This is a genomic window from Curtobacterium sp. MCBA15_013, assembly GCF_001865095.1.
In the GTDB taxonomy this organism is placed as follows: domain Bacteria; phylum Actinomycetota; class Actinomycetes; order Actinomycetales; family Microbacteriaceae; genus Curtobacterium.
This window is the reverse complement of sequence record NZ_MJGQ01000021.1, coordinates 7,459-22,078: the sequence shown is the minus strand read 5'-3', so window position 1 is coordinate 22,078 and position 14,620 is coordinate 7,459. Positions and strand designations below refer to the sequence as shown.

General features: G+C 65.9%; 15 protein-coding genes and 1 tRNA gene. 8 read left to right on the top strand and 8 right to left on the bottom strand.

Annotated elements, in window-relative coordinates:
* Positions 1 to 244: 244 nt before the first annotated feature.
* From BIV01_RS11920 to BIV01_RS11910, 3 genes are read right to left on the bottom strand one after another with little or no spacing between them, the layout of a single operon-like run.
* Positions 245 to 703, bottom strand: coding sequence for a hypothetical protein (locus tag BIV01_RS11920; protein ID WP_071302977.1), 459 nt, complete (start codon positions 701 to 703; stop codon positions 245 to 247).
* On the bottom strand, positions 700 to 1,614 hold the full coding sequence (locus tag BIV01_RS11915) for a hypothetical protein (RefSeq protein WP_071302976.1): 915 nt from the start codon (positions 1,612 to 1,614) through the stop codon (positions 700 to 702). The genes BIV01_RS11920 and BIV01_RS11915 overlap by 4 nt, the downstream gene beginning before the upstream one ends.
* Before the next feature lie 4 nt (positions 1,615 to 1,618).
* Complete coding sequence (locus tag BIV01_RS11910) at positions 1,619 to 2,371, bottom strand: hypothetical protein (RefSeq protein ID WP_139199324.1); 753 nt, start codon at positions 2,369 to 2,371, stop codon at positions 1,619 to 1,621.
* Positions 2,372 to 2,683: 312 nt separating this feature from the next.
* Here BIV01_RS11910 and BIV01_RS11905 point away from each other — a divergent pair, with 312 nt between their 5' ends.
* A complete protein-coding gene (locus BIV01_RS11905) occupies positions 2,684 to 3,601 on the top strand; it encodes a hypothetical protein (RefSeq protein WP_139199323.1) in 918 nt (305 codons plus the stop codon).
* A gap of 20 nt (positions 3,602 to 3,621) precedes the next feature.
* Here BIV01_RS11905 and BIV01_RS11900 read toward each other — a convergent pair whose 3' ends face one another.
* Positions 3,622 to 4,671, bottom strand: coding sequence for a PDDEXK nuclease domain-containing protein (locus BIV01_RS11900; RefSeq protein WP_071302973.1), 1,050 nt, complete (start codon positions 4,669 to 4,671; stop codon positions 3,622 to 3,624).
* 425 nt (positions 4,672 to 5,096) lie between these two features.
* Here BIV01_RS11900 and BIV01_RS11895 point away from each other — a divergent pair, with 425 nt between their 5' ends.
* Positions 5,097 to 6,722, top strand: a complete 1,626-nt coding sequence (locus tag BIV01_RS11895; protein ID WP_139199322.1) for a site-specific integrase — start codon at positions 5,097 to 5,099, stop codon at positions 6,720 to 6,722.
* Complete coding sequence (locus BIV01_RS11890; RefSeq protein WP_071302971.1) at positions 6,719 to 8,665, top strand: hypothetical protein; 1,947 nt, start codon at positions 6,719 to 6,721, stop codon at positions 8,663 to 8,665. Before BIV01_RS11895 ends, BIV01_RS11890 begins: the two co-directional genes overlap by 4 nt.
* A 290-nt stretch (positions 8,666 to 8,955) precedes the next feature.
* On the opposite strand, the gene BIV01_RS11885 is transcribed toward BIV01_RS11890, so the two are convergent.
* Positions 8,956 to 9,045 (bottom strand) — tRNA-Ser (locus BIV01_RS11885).
* A gap of 142 nt (positions 9,046 to 9,187) precedes the next feature.
* Between BIV01_RS11885 and BIV01_RS11880 the strand changes: the two genes are divergently transcribed.
* Positions 9,188 to 10,177, top strand: coding sequence for an SGNH/GDSL hydrolase family protein (locus BIV01_RS11880; protein ID WP_071302970.1), 990 nt, complete (start codon positions 9,188 to 9,190; stop codon positions 10,175 to 10,177).
* A gap of 10 nt (positions 10,178 to 10,187) precedes the next feature.
* Positions 10,188 to 11,549 carry a DNA repair protein RadA gene (gene radA / locus BIV01_RS11875; protein ID WP_071302988.1) on the top strand — a complete coding sequence of 454 codons (1,362 nt, stop codon included), beginning with the start codon at positions 10,188 to 10,190 and terminating at the stop codon, positions 11,547 to 11,549.
* A gap of 75 nt (positions 11,550 to 11,624) precedes the next feature.
* Here the strand turns inward: radA and BIV01_RS11870 are convergent, their stop codons facing one another.
* Positions 11,625 to 12,008, bottom strand: coding sequence for an SseB family protein (locus BIV01_RS11870; RefSeq protein ID WP_071296496.1), 384 nt, complete (start codon positions 12,006 to 12,008; stop codon positions 11,625 to 11,627).
* Between the two features lie 304 nt (positions 12,009 to 12,312).
* Between BIV01_RS11870 and cspE the strand changes: the two genes are divergently transcribed.
* Positions 12,313 to 12,522 carry a transcription antiterminator/RNA stability regulator CspE gene (cspE, locus tag BIV01_RS11865; RefSeq protein WP_022907629.1) on the top strand — a complete coding sequence of 70 codons (210 nt, stop codon included), beginning with the start codon at positions 12,313 to 12,315 and terminating at the stop codon, positions 12,520 to 12,522.
* 196 nt (positions 12,523 to 12,718) lie between these two features.
* Here the strand turns inward: cspE and BIV01_RS20100 are convergent, their stop codons facing one another.
* Positions 12,719 to 13,036 (bottom strand): hypothetical protein, encoded by a 318-nt coding sequence (locus tag BIV01_RS20100; RefSeq protein ID WP_139199321.1) that lies wholly within the window; start codon positions 13,034 to 13,036, stop codon positions 12,719 to 12,721.
* Here BIV01_RS20100 and BIV01_RS20095 point away from each other — a divergent pair.
* Positions 13,020 to 13,391 carry a hypothetical protein gene (locus BIV01_RS20095; RefSeq protein WP_139199320.1) on the top strand — a complete coding sequence of 124 codons (372 nt, stop codon included), beginning with the start codon at positions 13,020 to 13,022 and terminating at the stop codon, positions 13,389 to 13,391. The two genes, BIV01_RS20100 and BIV01_RS20095, sit on opposite strands and share 17 nt — an antisense overlap.
* A 108-nt stretch (positions 13,392 to 13,499) precedes the next feature.
* On the opposite strand, the gene BIV01_RS11850 is transcribed toward BIV01_RS20095, so the two are convergent.
* On the bottom strand, positions 13,500 to 14,042 hold the full coding sequence (locus tag BIV01_RS11850) for an amino-acid N-acetyltransferase (protein WP_071302968.1): 543 nt from the start codon (positions 14,040 to 14,042) through the stop codon (positions 13,500 to 13,502).
* 74 nt (positions 14,043 to 14,116) lie between these two features.
* On the opposite strand from BIV01_RS11850, the gene BIV01_RS11845 reads away from it, so the two are divergent.
* Positions 14,117 to 14,569: an SRPBCC family protein gene (locus BIV01_RS11845; protein WP_070417310.1), complete on the top strand. Its 453-nt coding sequence runs from the start codon at positions 14,117 to 14,119 to the stop codon at positions 14,567 to 14,569.
* The last annotated feature ends 51 nt before the right edge of the window (positions 14,570 to 14,620 follow it).

Below are 14,620 nucleotides of genomic sequence, written 5' to 3'. Positions count from 1 at the left end.
TCATCGTGAAGCGTACCGGTCAACTCCGACAGCGCGACGCCACAGTGATATGACTCTTGGCACGCCCGTACCGCCACGAGGCGAAGCGCACCGAGAGCGCAATGTGGCGTGAGCGCACCCGTTCCCCCTTCTGCACGACAGTAGCGGGGCCAGCGGTATCGCCCACCGACTGATCCAGGGGCTGAAGCGGAGGCTCCGCGTCTGCGGCACGTTCGGGGCTGAGGAGGCGGGGACCCCGCCGTTGCTACTCAGTCCAGCGTGTGAAGCGCGCGCTGGAGTAAGAGAAGACCAGGAAGGACTGCTCTCCATCGAGGAAACCGAGCTCGATATCAAGGTCCTCGCTCTGCTCGATGCCATCCGTAACGGCCGCCGGCTTGAGGTGGCGAACGACGACAGCTGGCGCCCCTTCTGCCGGGTAAGGGCGGTTTCGGAGCATCGGCTTCCACTGAACAAGATCGCCCGGTTTGAACTCCTCATCGCGGCGGTAGTTGGCAAACGCGCGACGGAGGTCGGCGGCGTACTGCGCCTCCGAGACAGCTGCGGAGTATGACTGCTTGCGCGCCTCACCCTCGTTCAGCCGGTCAAGGATCTGCCTCATGCCCGTCAGACTGGTGCCAATTGCCTCGGCGGCATCGCCCGCGACCCCGCTCCCTAGCTGGTTGTCGTCATCAGGCTCAGGGGCGGTGTCAGTCGATTCGGTCATCGTGTGTGGGTCCCCGCGCTCTCCGCCGCTGGCGGAAGTTGGTCGTGTTTCATCGTCGCGAGCAGCTTGGCTGCAACCTCTCGCGACCGGTCAATCGTTACTCGCGTCTCAAACGCACGCCAGTGGTTGCCGGACTCCACCGCAGCTGCTTCCCGTTCCGCCACCACTACCGAGCTCAAGAGCGCCAAGATGTCATTGCGGACAGCGCTCTGCGGTCGCGACTCGCGGTTGACATCGGCGAGGCGTTGCGCACCGAGGCGGCCTGCGCGCGCCTCCAACGCTGCAAGGAACTCGTTCTGATCGGTGGCTACGCCGGCTCGGACGGCGCGTCGTGCAACTGAGAGCATGCGCCGGTCATCGTGCCGTTCTCGGTAGTACAGCGCCCGCGTGACTAGGTGATCGAGCGTGTCTTTTTGCACTAGTGCTCGGAAGACCGTGAAGTACGACTCAGCGTCCCCGTGCGAGAGTTCTTGTCGGTCGAACAGTGCGTTTTGGAGCATCGCAGTGATGTCAGTGGTCGGCTCGGCGATCAGACGCGTGAACTGAGAACGGGTGCCCGTCGTCCACGCAAAGCCCATGCGACGCGTTCGGTTCCACCGCCCGATCTCGCGACGCAACTGCGCGAGGCTCGCATACGGCGTCCGGGAGATTCTGCTGAGTTCAGCGACGAACGTGCGTCCCGCGAGCCACACCACTTCACCTGGCTGCAGGTTGATTTGCTCGTCCTCGGGTACGGGTTCAACGAACCGGAGGGCGCTTGCCTGCACTTTGCGCAGATCGTCCCGCGTCCAGTTTCGTGCTTCCGCGACGTAGAGGTCGCCATCGTGCTTGAGGACCGGATCCGCGGTGAAGAGCTGTGTTTGGTTTCCGTTCAGGTCAGAGATGAACCCGACCAGGCGGTAGTCGTCCATCGCTTCAACCTCCCAGATCTTCCATCATAGCCTCGTAGGGGCTGGCGACCTCCATGCCGATCGCCGCTATGAGGTCTTCATGCGGCAGAAGATCGGCCGAGTCCAGGGGTGTCCGCTCCTCTAACCAGTCCAGATACATCTGTAGCGAGCCGTGCTTGAAGTAGACCCGACGCACGGTGAGAGGCAGCTGGTCGTAGTCCCTTGCGTCGATGCGGCCTTCCCAGGTCCAGCCGCGATCGTCTGTGTCCGGCGTGAGGACAATGGCCGGTACGGAGGACTCCGTCGGCCGACTCCCGTCCTCGTCGGCACGGTAGTCCCCCGGCGGGTATGTCGCGTCGATCCAGCCGTTCAGGGCGTCCTGGTGACGATCGATTGCGACGTTCGCGTCGCTGACGACCTCTGCAGGATTGGACACGGGCGGCCGCAAGTGGATGTGGCCTTGAGCAAGTCCGCCGGTGTCGAAAGGAGTGGTTACGCCCGCATGCGAACCGTGCTCTTCTAAGGGTTCGAACAGAGCGACAATCTCGCCGAACGCGGGGGAGTTCCGTCCGATGCCGTAGTAAATGCTGCGCTCAAGCCTCAGCAGCTGCTCCGACGCGATGGTCTTTGGGCTACTGATGTAGCTACCGAACTGGCCGGTGAGCCGGCAAAACAGCAGCTCCTGCCACTCCATCAGCGCAACTTCATCCGCTCCGAGTGGGCGCGCGCCCTGGATCCACGGCCGTACCGGCGGTTCAAAGAGAGGAACAGTCGACATCAGTCGAAGCCTAACTCCCGGCCGCCGTCCCTACGACACCCCGAGGTGGGGACGGTCTGGTGGGGATTGGACAACGATGGGAGCGTCCTGATCTGAGCAGCCTCGCGAGCAGTCGACTAAATCGAGGCCGTACTCGATCGCGCGGTTACGTTCCCCAACAAGGAGTCCGGGTCCCCCGTCGCATGTGCGCCGTTCGCGCTCGCTCACTACCTCGGACCCTCACGAAGGTTTCGCGACACGGAGATACGACATCCGGCTGCCCGTCGAGCCCGGACAGAGTGCACTCGCCAGACTCGACCGCGACGAGCCCCGGTGGCCGGATCAGTGCACCGTGGCCAGCTGCGCAGTTGCAAAGACACCGCCATCGTCGTTACGTTCATATCTATGAACAGCCGGCCGTATCGCCCACAACTCCCCGAACGGGACTGGGCCGCGATCGCACCGTACGTTCACGACGTCGTTGCCCGCACAGAACCGCTCGTCACATACAGCGCACGCGAGCTGTACCCGGCGGTCACACGCCTCGCCCACTTCGCCCGGACCGAATACGCGCCGCTCACCGACGCGTCCGTCTTCGACCCGTACATGGTGAACCGGTTCGTCGTCCACCACCTCGCCGGCTACAACCGCGCCAGCCGGAACACCATCCGCGCCCGCCTCCGACGCGTCTCCGAAGCGCTCCTCGGCGACAACGCCATCGGGAAGTTCAAGACGCTCGGGAGAGCCGACGCCGTCACGCCGTACACGGTCGCCGAGCAGGCATCACTTGAGGGCTGGTCGCGGGCGCAGACGTCGGAAGAGCGGCGAACCTCGGCAGCGGCACTGCTCTCGCTCGGGTTCGGTGCCGGACTCACCGGGGCGGAGATCATCCGACTGCGGGTCGAGGGGGTTGAGGCTCGCGGCGACGAGCTTGTTGCGTACGTCGGAAGTGGCAGTGGGGCGCGAGCTGTGCCGGTATCAAAGGAGTGGGACGCTGGCCTTCGAACCAGGATCGAGTTCATGCATGGTCAGGGCTGGGCGTTCCGCGCCGAGCAACGCGGCAACAACGTGAACCTCGTCACCGACTTCATCTCACGCACCGCACCACCGATGGAGATCCAGACCCGACGGATGCGGGCGACGTGGATCGTCAGCCACCTCGAAGCCGGAACACCCCTGAAGACGCTGCTCCGCATCGCCGGATTGCAGTCCGCGGAAGCACTCGACCGGCTACTGCCGTTCGCTCGTTGATGTCAGTAGTCGCTCTCGGGCTAGTCGTCGTCGATCGAGTCGTCATCCGTCAATTCGTCCAGCTCCAAGACAACATCTTCTTCGAGCTTCTGGAGTAGTTCCGGAGACACAAGTGCCTCCTGCACCGGCGCGGGAAGCGTCTCATATGTCGAGACAGCCATCGGCTGAGCGGCGCCCGCCAGCGAGTAGCGGACGACTTGGTCATTACGGTCCGTCACAAGCAGGATGCCGACTGTCGGAGCGTGCAAGTCGGCGATGCGCAGTTGATCGTCGACGAGGTTGACGTACATCCCGAGCTGACCCGCGTATTCGGGCTTGAACTTCCCGATCTTCAGTTCGACGACTACCCATCGCAGCTGTGTGACGTGGAAGAAGAGAAGGTCGATGATGAACTCGTCTTCGCCGACATCGAATCGCTTCTGTCGCGCGTAGAAGGCGAATCCGTCTCCGAGTTCGCGAAGCGTATCGGTGATCCGGTCGAGGAGCGCGTCCTCGAGATCGCGCTCCTTCGCGTCGGCGTTGAGTTGGATGAAGTCGAGGACGTAGGGGTCCTTCGTCAGCTCCTTGGCCCGGTCAGAGTCACCCGGCAAGAGGGTCGTGTCGAAGTTTGTGGGCGCGGCACCGAGCCGCGCCATGCCGTTCGAACTGATCTGGTGGTTGAGCACGCTTCGAGACCAGTTGTTCGCAACGGCGCTACGTGCATACCAGGTACGCTCCTCGTCACTCGAAAGCTTGGTGACGATGTCAATGACCAAGGTCCATGGCAAGTCCCAGATCGCCTTGTCAGCCGTGTCGGGATCAGGGTAGGCCTCCGCGAAGCGCCGCATATAGCTGAGGTTCGTCGACGACAGGCCCCGCACACCCGGAAAGGCTGCTCGCAGGTCTTGCGAGAGCTGCCGGAGCACACCGTCGCCCCAGTCAGCGCTCTTGGTCCGCGCAGAGACCGTCGAACCGATTTCCCAGTACAGCCGGACCAAGGCCGTGTTGACCTGACGTTGCGCTCGTAGCCGCGCGTCCTTCACGCGGTTCGTCAGCGTGAGCAGAACTTGTGCGTAGTCGGCGGGAAGCATGTCTGAAGCCACAAGATGAGCATGTCACAGGGAGCGCTAGACTCCCCCTGACAGGAAACTCTCAGGGTTGTTCAACAGGTTGTTGACGAATTACGTCCTCCAGGTACCGTACGGCTGGCTCCCAGGGTTGTTCAACAGGGTGTTGGTGTATATCACCTGGCCGGTTTCGCCCACATCTCTACGAGACGTACTCCCTCGTGAAAGTACGAAACCCGCCCCCTCGCAAGGTCACAAGTTCCAGCGACACGCCCGGGTGCAAGGATGGGACACGAGTCCTCCGGGCGGACTCGGTACCTAGTGAGCTCGGGACGGACCTCGATGCGATCAGGGATTTTGTCGTAGCCCTACCTCGAAGGAGTACCCGAGACTCCGCGATCTCACACCTGAGATCCCAGCTACTGAGATCGTCCGCGCATACAAACGGCATGACCGCACACCAGCACCAGACCCCTTCCGCTCCGGCAGTTCCTGTAGCACACTCTGTTCCTAACACGGAACATGACTCGCCAGGGATTCGGGAGGCTCTGATGAAGTACCGTCCCGTCAACGTCCTGCCCGCGGACTGGAATCGAGTGCAGGACTTTTGTCGCCAGGCCGTCCTCACCTACGGGCCAGCGAACGCGAAGGTCGCTGCGGAGATGCTCTCCACGGTCACTCTCTTCGTCCTCTGGGCAACCCATGAGGAGCATGCACCGCTCGACTACGCAGCCATCTTCCACCCCTCGCTGATGGGCAGGTACCTCCGCAGCCGCGTCAGCGACAAGAAGAGCGGCTCGTTCAAGTCTCTCCGGTCCCGACTCTTCCGAGTTGCCAGCGCCGTCACCAGCATCGAGCACCGCAAGACGAAGCGGGACACCACCTTCGTGCCAGTGCACGAGTACACCGCCGCTGAATTGGCTGAGCTCGAAGGCTGGGCGGCGACCCAGAACACACCAGAACGGCGACGGTACGCGTACATCACGCTCGCACTCATGGGAGGCGCCGGCCTCGCCATGACCGAAGCCCTCAACGTCCGCGGACGAGACATCCACCGCTCCGACGACGGTTACACCGTTCGGGTCGAAGGTCGCCACGCACGTACGGTCCCTGTCCACACCGAGTGGGAGCGCTACCTCGACGAACCGAGCAGCCATTTCGTTGAGGACGACCATGTGCTCTTCCCCGGGCAGACGCCCCGAGGACGCGGAACGACGCTCCGAACCCTCTACCGCGGCCCACACCCGGCCCCGAACCCGCAGTGGCTCCGCGACACCTGGCTGCTCCAGCTGATTCGTGCCCTGCCGCTCAGCATCATCATGCAAGCAGTCGGCACGTCTGACGTCGTCCGCTTCCGCCGCTACTTCGACACCGCGCACCTCGACTTCGCCCAGTGGAACGACGCCGTCCGCAATCCCGCCGCATACGCAGCAGGCATGGACAATACCGGCCACGACATCAGCGCCTACGGAGACGACAGCTGGCGAGCCGCATACGGGAAGCTGCGCGACGAGGTCGCAGCGTCCAACGTCAACATGCAAGCCGAGCCCCGCGCCGTCGACGCGGCAGCTGCACTCAAGGACAACGGCGAGTACGGAAGCCGCGAGTGGGAGGCCGCTATGGTCCAGCTCCGCGGCCACGTCGACCCGGTCAACGCGAAGCTCAGTGACGCACCACGCCCCGAAGGTCGGCCCCGCCCGCGTGACCGAAACCGGGGTGACTACGACCGTCGACCGATGATGGCCACGCCCACGGCAGACAGCACCGCCTTCCCCGCAGGCACTCCCTCGGTTCCATTTACGCGCGACGCCGCGTCTGAGCTGCATAAAGACGGTGACCGCCAGCCCGTCACCAGAGAGGACCCCGCGCCGCGACGCATCGCGGACCTCGAAGCCGACCGGACGCCGAAGCGACCGCGCAAGAAGTCCCGGTACGAGGCCCTGCCTCCGGCGCCGGACGGCCTCACCGCTGCAGTAGCCGAGGACCAGACCGACTCCGCTGCATCGAAGTTCCAAGCGTTGCGTGCCGAGCTCCTCGCAGAAGCGCGCCGGTCCGCTCGGGGCGGGAAGCGATGACCGGCCTGGCGAACACGTGGGACAACACTGTCGCCGCGACGTTCGACGTGCTCCGCGCCGTCGGTGAAGGCGGCCTAACCCATGCTGAGGTCGAGGCGGGCCCCGGCCCGATGACCCCCATCGACGCTGACCTGGCACAGGCATGGCTCGACCGTGTCATCCAATCCCAAGTCCTGCCACCGCTTGGCGTGTGGCGCCGCCGGAACCGCGAACGCACCGGGAAACGCAACGGTGGGCCGCCGCCGGCCATCAACGATGCCGTCATCCTCACCATCGCGCTCATCCTCGTCATCGAACACTCCTCCGTCCGCGTCAAGGACATGGCGCGTGCGCTCCAGCACCGGCTCACCCCCGAGGCCCGGGAAGTGCTCGGCATCGGCCACCTCTACGACAACCCCTTCACCAACTGGTACTTCATCGCCCACCGAGCCATCCACCGCGTCATCGCCACCTTCGACCCGTACATCACCAACGACGGCGCAGAACGGAACCAGTGGAAAGCGATGTCGTACGAGGACCGCATCGCCTGGGAGGCCGCCGTCGACCAGAAGTTCGTCGCGGAGCTGAACGCTCGCGCCGAGTGGTTCATGAACGCACTCGTCGAGATGTCGCTGCAGCAGCAGGCACGGAAGTACCGGCGGAAGAAGACTTCCATGACCATCGACCAGAGTGGCGTGAAGGCCGGCGCGGTCCTCGCCCGGTGGAAACGAGACCCAAAGACCGGCAAGGAAATCCCGCAGAAGAACGCACTCGACCCGACCACGAATCAGCCAGAGGCGCGTCGCGTCCGCGCGATGGAAGCGGACTGGGTGACGAAGAAGAAGGGTGCGAAGAAGCGCAACGCCGACGAAGAAGAACGCATCTCCCGCATCAAGTGGGAGCTGGCCTACATGGCGAACATCATCATCGACGTCCTCGAAGACCCTCACGCGGACAAGAAGAAGCACGCACCGCAACTCATCCGCGCCATCAGCCTCGGCACCCCGAACAAACGCATCGGTGGTCACGCCATCTCCCTGCTCGACTCGTTGCAGTCCCGCGGCTACGAACTGACCCGGTTGAGCTTCGACCGCGGCTACTCCCAGCTGAAAGACGAGTTCCACGAGCAGCTCATTGCACGTGGCATCCCGGTCGTGAAGGACTACGTCGACCGGCAGAAAGGCATCACCAACGGCGCCATCGGCAACTCCGTCATGGTCGAAGGCCGCTACTACTGCCCATCCACGCCGCTGGAGCTGCTCGAGTCCACAAAGCTCTGGGAGCAGGGCAAGCTCACGAACGAGGAGTACTGGAAAGCACGGAAGAAGCTCGAAAAGTATGAACTCATCCTCCACGAGCAGAAAGCCAACGGCACGCTCCGCCTCAGCTGCCCCGCATCTGGGCCATCCCCGACAGCGTCCTGCCCGCTCCGCGAACTGCAGAAGAACGCCGTCCCCGACGAGGACGCCGACCGGGTACGCATTCAGCCGACGAACATCACCGAGCGGCAGAAGGACTACAAGGTCTGCTGCCAGAAGTCAGTATCCGTGAAGCCGACCACGCACGTGCAGCAGCGGCAGAAGCTCCGCTACGGCAGCAAGGAATGGTTCGACACATACCGGGCCGACCGGAACAGCAGCGAGTCCTCCAACGACCTGCTGCAGAAGGACCACAACCTCGAAAACACGATGAGCAGGCCCATGCACGGTCTCGCCGCCCAGCAGTTCGCGCTCGCCCTCTTCGCCGTCGCATCGAACATGCGACGCATCATTCAGTTCGAACACGACGAATACGAGCTGGAACGACGAGCCACCGCTGGCCGCGCACCCCAGCCGCGAAAGCAGCCCGACGAGTACCTCAAGCGCGCTCGCGACCGCAACGGCGAAACCCGCTACATGCGGAACCCGCCGCCCCGGAAACTGGTGCCCTGGGAACAGTTAGAGCTGCCGCCAGTGCCCGCGTAGCGGGCTGACCTGCACCGGCACCGCCGGCAGAACCAAACACGACCACCCGCACACCCCGACGCTCCGACGCGCCCGAAAGCAGGCGACGAGCGTCCGGGGTACTTTGGTGCGCCCGAAAACGAGTTGGCGACGACGCTCCGAGCGCGCAAGCAACCGCGGATCCGTCGGCGAGCGCCGAAACCCGGCATCGAACAGCCTCCGAGAACCAGAAGAGCCCCCGGCCGAAGCCGGGGGCTCTCTCGTTGGGTCAGACCTGCAAATGCTGGAGACCAGACCTGCAATCAACCCTGTGGCGGTACCGGTGGGATTTGAACCCACGGTGGAGTTGCCCCCACACATGTTTTCGAGACATGATCCTTCGGCCGCTCGGACACGGTACCGGGAGAGAGTTTACACGATCCAGGAGGCGCCACGCACCACCGCGCGTCGGCTCCCCCTCCACAAGTGGCCGGTCCCGGGCGCCCGTCCACGGCCCGGTCGAGACGGATCGCGTCCCGAAGAAGTCCGCGTAACGTCCACCGCATGAGATCTCGCACGCTCATCGCACTGCTGTCGTCGGTCGTCGGCGGCCTCACCGTCCTCGGAGGCGCTGCTTTCGGCGCCCGGGCCGGCGTCCGCGGCCAGCGCGCCGCCGCCCGTCGGGTTGGCGAGCTGCTACCCGTGCACGCCGACTGGTGGCGCGAGCGCTTGCAGCACGAGGGGCAGATCACGTACCTCGCGATCGGTGACTCGGCGGCGCAGGGCGTCGGTGCGAGCGAGCCCCACCGCGGGTATGTAGGACTGCTCGCCCGCCGGATCCGACACCGCTCCCGGTCCTCGGTCCGCGTCGTGAACCTCAGCGTGTCCGGCTCGACGACGTGGGGCGCGCGGAAGGACCAGCTGCCGAAGCTCCGCAACTACACGCCTGACATCTGCACGGTGTCGATCGGCGCGAACGACATCGCCGACTTCCACCCCGACAAGTTCGAGCGGAACATCCGCGACATCTACGGCGCAGTGCCGTCGCACGCGATCGTCGCCGAGCTGCCGTGCATGTTCGTCCCCGACCGTGAGCGCAAGGTCGCCGTGGCGAACGAGATCGTGCACCGGGTGGCCGAGGAGTTCGGGCTCACGGTCGCGCCGCTGCACACCATCACCAAGCGGGTCGGTCTGCGCCGGACGTTCTTCAACAGCTACGGCGACCTGTTCCACCCGAACGACCGTGGGTACGAGATCTGGGCGAGCGCGTTCGAACCCGCGGTCGATGCTCGGGTCGACGTCGTCGCCGCGATCCGGCACTACCTGTCCGCCCGTGAAGCCGAGGACCTCGGCGCCGGAGCCGGAGCGGTGGCGACCGCCCGGGCCGAGCAGGACACCGAGGGCGCCGAGGCTCTCGACCACGCCGAGCGCCCCGGCCGCATCGACCGCCTTCGGCAGCGCATGACCGGGTCGGTCGCCGTGCCCGACGCCGGACCCGACACGCGCCCCGACGGTCCGGACGACCGCGCGGGTGATGTCGGCGGCACCGCCTAGCCTGGCGATCATGGCGCGCGCTCAGTCCCTCTACCGCTGCACCGAGTGCGGCTGGACCAGCATCAAGTGGGTCGGCCGCTGCGGCGAGTGCCAGTCCTGGGGCACGGTCGAGGACTCCACTGCGGCCACGGCCAGTACCCGGGGAACCGCCTCGGTTGCGGTCACGGGCAACCGCGTGGCACGGCCCATCACCGAATCCCGCGGAACAACGGTCCAGCGCTGGCAGACCGGCATCGGCGAGTTCGACCGCGTCCTCGGCGGCGGAGTGGTCCCGGGTGCGGCGGTCCTGCTCTCCGGCGAGCCCGGCGTCGGCAAGTCCACGCTCCTGCTCGAGGTCGCTTCACGAGCGGCAGCGACCGGCAAGCGCGTGCTCTACGTCAGCGCCGAGGAATCCGTCGACCAGGTCCGGCTCCGCGCCGAACGCACAGGGGCGATGCACGACGACCTCTACCTGGCGAGCGAGGTCGACCTCGGCGTCATCCTCGGCCAGATCGACCAGGTCAAGCCGGACCTCCTCATCGCCGACTCGGTGCAGACCATCTCGTCGAGCTCGATCGACGGCATCGCCGGTGGTACGTCGCAGGTGCGCGAAGTCGCCTCCACGCTGATCCGCGTGGCGAAGGACCGCGCGCTCCCGGTCCTCATCGTCGGGCACGTGACGAAGGACGGCACGATCGCCGGACCCCGACTGCTCGAACACCTCGTCGACGTCGTGTGCCACTTCGAGGGCGACCGGCAGACCGCACTCCGGTTCGTCCGCGCGCTCAAGAACCGCTTCGGCCCCACGGACGAGGTCGGCTGCTTCGACATGGCCGGCGACGGCATCCACGAGGTCCCCGACCCCAGTGGCCTCTTCATGTCGAAGAACGGCGCGCCGGTGTCCGGTACGTGCGTGACCGTCGCGCTCGAGGGACGCCGAGCACTCCCGGTCGAGGTGCAGGCGCTCGTCGTCCCGAGCTCGGCGCCGCAGCCGCGCCGGGTCGTGAACGGCGTCGACTCCTCCCGCGTGGCGATGCTGCTCGCGGTGCTCGAACGTCGCGCCGGCCTGAAGCTGTCGGATGCCGACGTCTACGTCTCCACGGTGGGCGGCATGAAGCTCACCGAGCCCGGCGCGGACCTCGCCATCGCACTGGCCCTGGCGAGTGCCGCCCGCGACCGTCCGTACCCGCACACGTTGGCGGCGGTCGGCGAAATCAGCCTCGCGGGCGAGATCCGCCCGACCACCGGCACGAAACAGCGCGCGAGCGAAGCCGCACGTCTCGGGTTCACGACCGTGCTCGGCGCGGACGCCCAGCACCTCCGCGAAGCACTGCGGGTCGCGTTCTCCCTGGCCGCGAACGAACGGGAGCGCGAACTCGATCGAGCGTTCTGACCGATCACGGCAGCACCGATCACGGCAGAGCCGGCGGTGCGACACGCCGCCGAACGACGCGCACGCAAGCGCGAGTCAGGCCCGGAGCGCCGCCAGCAGGTCCTCGGGCGTCGCCTGCATCGTGTGCGGGCCCGCGATGTCGAAGAAGACGCCCTCGAGCGAGTCCAGGTGCGCCGCGATGAACTCCTCGAGCCGCGGCCCGTCGTAGACCATCACCTGCCGGACCTTCTCGTCCGGCACCATCGCCGTGTACGCGTCCGCCGACGAGAACAGCAGCAGGATGCGCTTGTCGGAGCCCTCGCGCCCGAACACCCGCACCTGCATGTCCTTCTTGCCGGTGACGAGCCGGGGGACGATCACGATGTCGTTGCGGAGCGCGAAGGCCACCGCCGCGACGTCCTGCTTCTCGAGCGCCGCCTCGAGCTGTTCGCTCCGGAAACGCTGTTCCTTGTCTGCCATCGAGACCCAGTCCACCAGATTCATGGACGTTCGGCGACTTCGGCTCTTCCCTTGTGGCCACAAGACTGTAGATTGGTACCAACCGCTTCGGCGGGAGTCCATCGTTCTTCCGGTGCACAGCACCTCGAGCGCCATCGGTCACTGGCCTTCCCCGGCCGCCTGGCCCCGAACCCGTTCTACCGGCCCCATGCCCGCAGGACGCATCGATCTGACGACATCCGTCGGTGGATCGGCGGTAGCGAATACCGCATCGCAAGACAGTCGACTGCAGATGTCGACTGGCAAGAAAGTAAGGAACGCCATCATGGCATCGACCGGCACCGTCAAGTGGTTCAACAACGAAAAGGGCTTCGGCTTCATCGCCCCGGACGACGGCTCCGCTGACGTCTTCGCTCACTTCTCCGCGATCGCTGGCAACGGCTACAAGTCGCTCGAGGAGAACCAGAAGGTGGAGTTCGACATCACCGAGGGTCGCAAGGGCCCGCAGGCGGAGAACATCTCCGTCATCGGCTGATCTCCTCCAGCCCGAACGGGCCCGTCGTCCTCGTGACGACGGGCCCGTTCCCGTTCCACGACACGGTTACAGCACCGAGGACCGTGGCCTCGAGGTCTCCCCCGGACAAGCGAAAACCCCCGGAGATCCGGGGGTGACGCCGACCGGGCATTCCCAATCCACTTGTGTTCATCGTAGCAGGGGGAGCACCGCCGGACTACCCGAGGATGAACTGCACCGACGCCTTCGACTCGATGTTCCCCACCGCCACCTCCAGGTGGTAGCTCGCACCCCCACCGGTCACCGACGGCCGTGACGAGTCGCACGTCGAGGTCGACGACCGCGTCCGGTCCCAGGCGATCGCCGGCGTGGTCAGGGTCTGCCCGGCCTTGATCGTGACGTCCTGGTTGGTCCCGCCGGTCTGGCAGTCCTTCGACGACCAGTACTGCTCCTCGCCGGACGAGATCGTGAGCACCTGCTGGGACGACCCGAGGTCCATGTGGCACGAGTTCGACCCGGTGTTCTTGATCGACATCGCGATCTTCGGGTCCTCGGTGGGGCCGTACGAGGTCTTGTCGACGACGGGCGTGAGCTCGATCTGCTCCTTGGCACACGTCGACCCGTCCTTGGCCGAGGCCGGAGCCGAAGCCGAAGCCGAAGACGAAGACGAAGACGAGGCTGAGGCCGAGGCCGAGGCCGACCCCGAGGACGAAGCGGCTGCAGAGGGCGTGGCACGCGGCGACGACGACGGCCCGGCAGACGACGCGGAGGCGGAAGCGGAAGAAGAACCCGGATCAGCAGACGCCCCACCCCGCCCGACCACGATCAGCACGACGACGACCACGATCAGCAGCAGCACCCCGATGACCATCGCACGACGGCGCCAGTAGACGCCCGGCTTCTCGGGCCCGACGGGGTGACGGAACGACGACATGCGCACAGGGTAGACAACGGCGCGAGCCCGACGAGGGAACCCCGCCGGAGGGCAGGCGAAAGCGTCAGAGGATCTTCAGCATGCGGGTGTTGCCGAGCGTGTTCGGCTTCACCCGCGCGAGGTCGAGGAACTCCGCGACCCCTTCGTCCGACGACCGGACGAGCTCGGCGTACACCTCGGGCGAGACGACGCTCTCGCCGATCTCGAGGTACCCGTGCTTCGTGAAGAAGTCGACCTCGAACGTCAGGCAGAAGATGCGGGCGACGCCGAGTTCGCGGGCGTCGTGCTCCAGTGCCTCGAGCATGCGGTGGCCGACGCGCTTGTGGATCCAGTCGGCGTCGAGGGCGAGCGTGCGCACCTCGGCGATGTCGTCCCAGAACACGGCGAGCGCGCCGCACCCGATCGGGACGCCGTCGGGGCCTTCGGCGATCCGGAACTGCTGGATCGAACCGTAGAGCGCGACGTTCTCCTTGCCGAGCAGGATCCGCCGGTCGACGTAGGGCGAGATGAGCCGCTGGATGTGCGGGACGTCCGACGCCAGGGCCGGGCGCACCAGGATGCCGTACTCGTCCCGTTCGTGGAACGCGTGCTTCCCGTGCTCAGTCATCTCCCTCACACTAGTGCGCCCCGGGGGACACGCCCCTGTACGGCGCCCAGCCGTGGCCGCCTACCGTCCGGGTCATGCCTCAGATCATCGAAACCGTCGACGTGAACGTCCCCGTCGCAGCTGCCTACGGCCAGTGGACCCGCTTCGAGGAGTTCCCCGAGTTCCTCGACGAGGTCGAGAAGATCGTCCAGGTCGACGACAAGACCACCGACTGGACCGTGAAGGTCGCCGGCCAGGAGCGCGAGTTCCGTGCCCTGATCACCGAGCAGCACCCCGACGAGCGGGTCGCGTGGACGGTCAAGGACGGCGAGACCGACCACGCCGGCGTCGTCACCTTCCACAAGCTCTCCGACGACGAGACCCGCGTCACCGCGCAGATCGACTGGGAGCCCTCCGGCTTCCTCGAGAAGCTCGGCGCAGCGGTCGGCGTCGGCGGTCACGCCATCAAGAAGGACCTGCAGAACTACAAGGAGCGCGTCGAGTCGGCGCCCACCGACACCGGGTGGCGGGGCGACGTGCAGGCCTGATCAGGCCGACGCACGAGACGCGACCACGGTCGGGACGGGAGGCGCGGTGCC

Coding starts and splice junctions, on each gene's coding strand:
- BIV01_RS11920 (WP_071302977.1), bottom strand. CDS start 703: ATGACCGAATCGACTGACACCGCCCCTGAGCCTGATGACGACAACCAG.
- BIV01_RS11915 (WP_071302976.1), bottom strand. CDS start 1,614: ATGGACGACTACCGCCTGGTCGGGTTCATCTCTGACCTGAACGGAAAC.
- BIV01_RS11910 (WP_139199324.1), bottom strand. CDS start 2,371: ATGTCGACTGTTCCTCTCTTTGAACCGCCGGTACGGCCGTGGATCCAG.
- BIV01_RS11900 (WP_071302973.1), bottom strand. CDS start 4,671: ATGCTTCCCGCCGACTACGCACAAGTTCTGCTCACGCTGACGAACCGC.
- BIV01_RS11895 (WP_139199322.1), top strand. CDS start 5,097: ATGACCGCACACCAGCACCAGACCCCTTCCGCTCCGGCAGTTCCTGTA.
- BIV01_RS11890 (WP_071302971.1), top strand. CDS start 6,719: ATGACCGGCCTGGCGAACACGTGGGACAACACTGTCGCCGCGACGTTC.
- BIV01_RS11880 (WP_071302970.1), top strand. CDS start 9,188: ATGAGATCTCGCACGCTCATCGCACTGCTGTCGTCGGTCGTCGGCGGC.
- radA (WP_071302988.1), top strand. CDS start 10,188: ATGGCGCGCGCTCAGTCCCTCTACCGCTGCACCGAGTGCGGCTGGACC.
- BIV01_RS11870 (WP_071296496.1), bottom strand. CDS start 12,008: ATGGCAGACAAGGAACAGCGTTTCCGGAGCGAACAGCTCGAGGCGGCG.
- cspE (WP_022907629.1), top strand. CDS start 12,313: ATGGCATCGACCGGCACCGTCAAGTGGTTCAACAACGAAAAGGGCTTC.
- BIV01_RS20100 (WP_139199321.1), bottom strand. CDS start 13,036: ATGTCGATCAAGAACACCGGGTCGAACTCGTGCCACATGGACCTCGGG.
- BIV01_RS11850 (WP_071302968.1), bottom strand. CDS start 14,042: ATGACTGAGCACGGGAAGCACGCGTTCCACGAACGGGACGAGTACGGC.
- BIV01_RS11845 (WP_070417310.1), top strand. CDS start 14,117: ATGCCTCAGATCATCGAAACCGTCGACGTGAACGTCCCCGTCGCAGCT.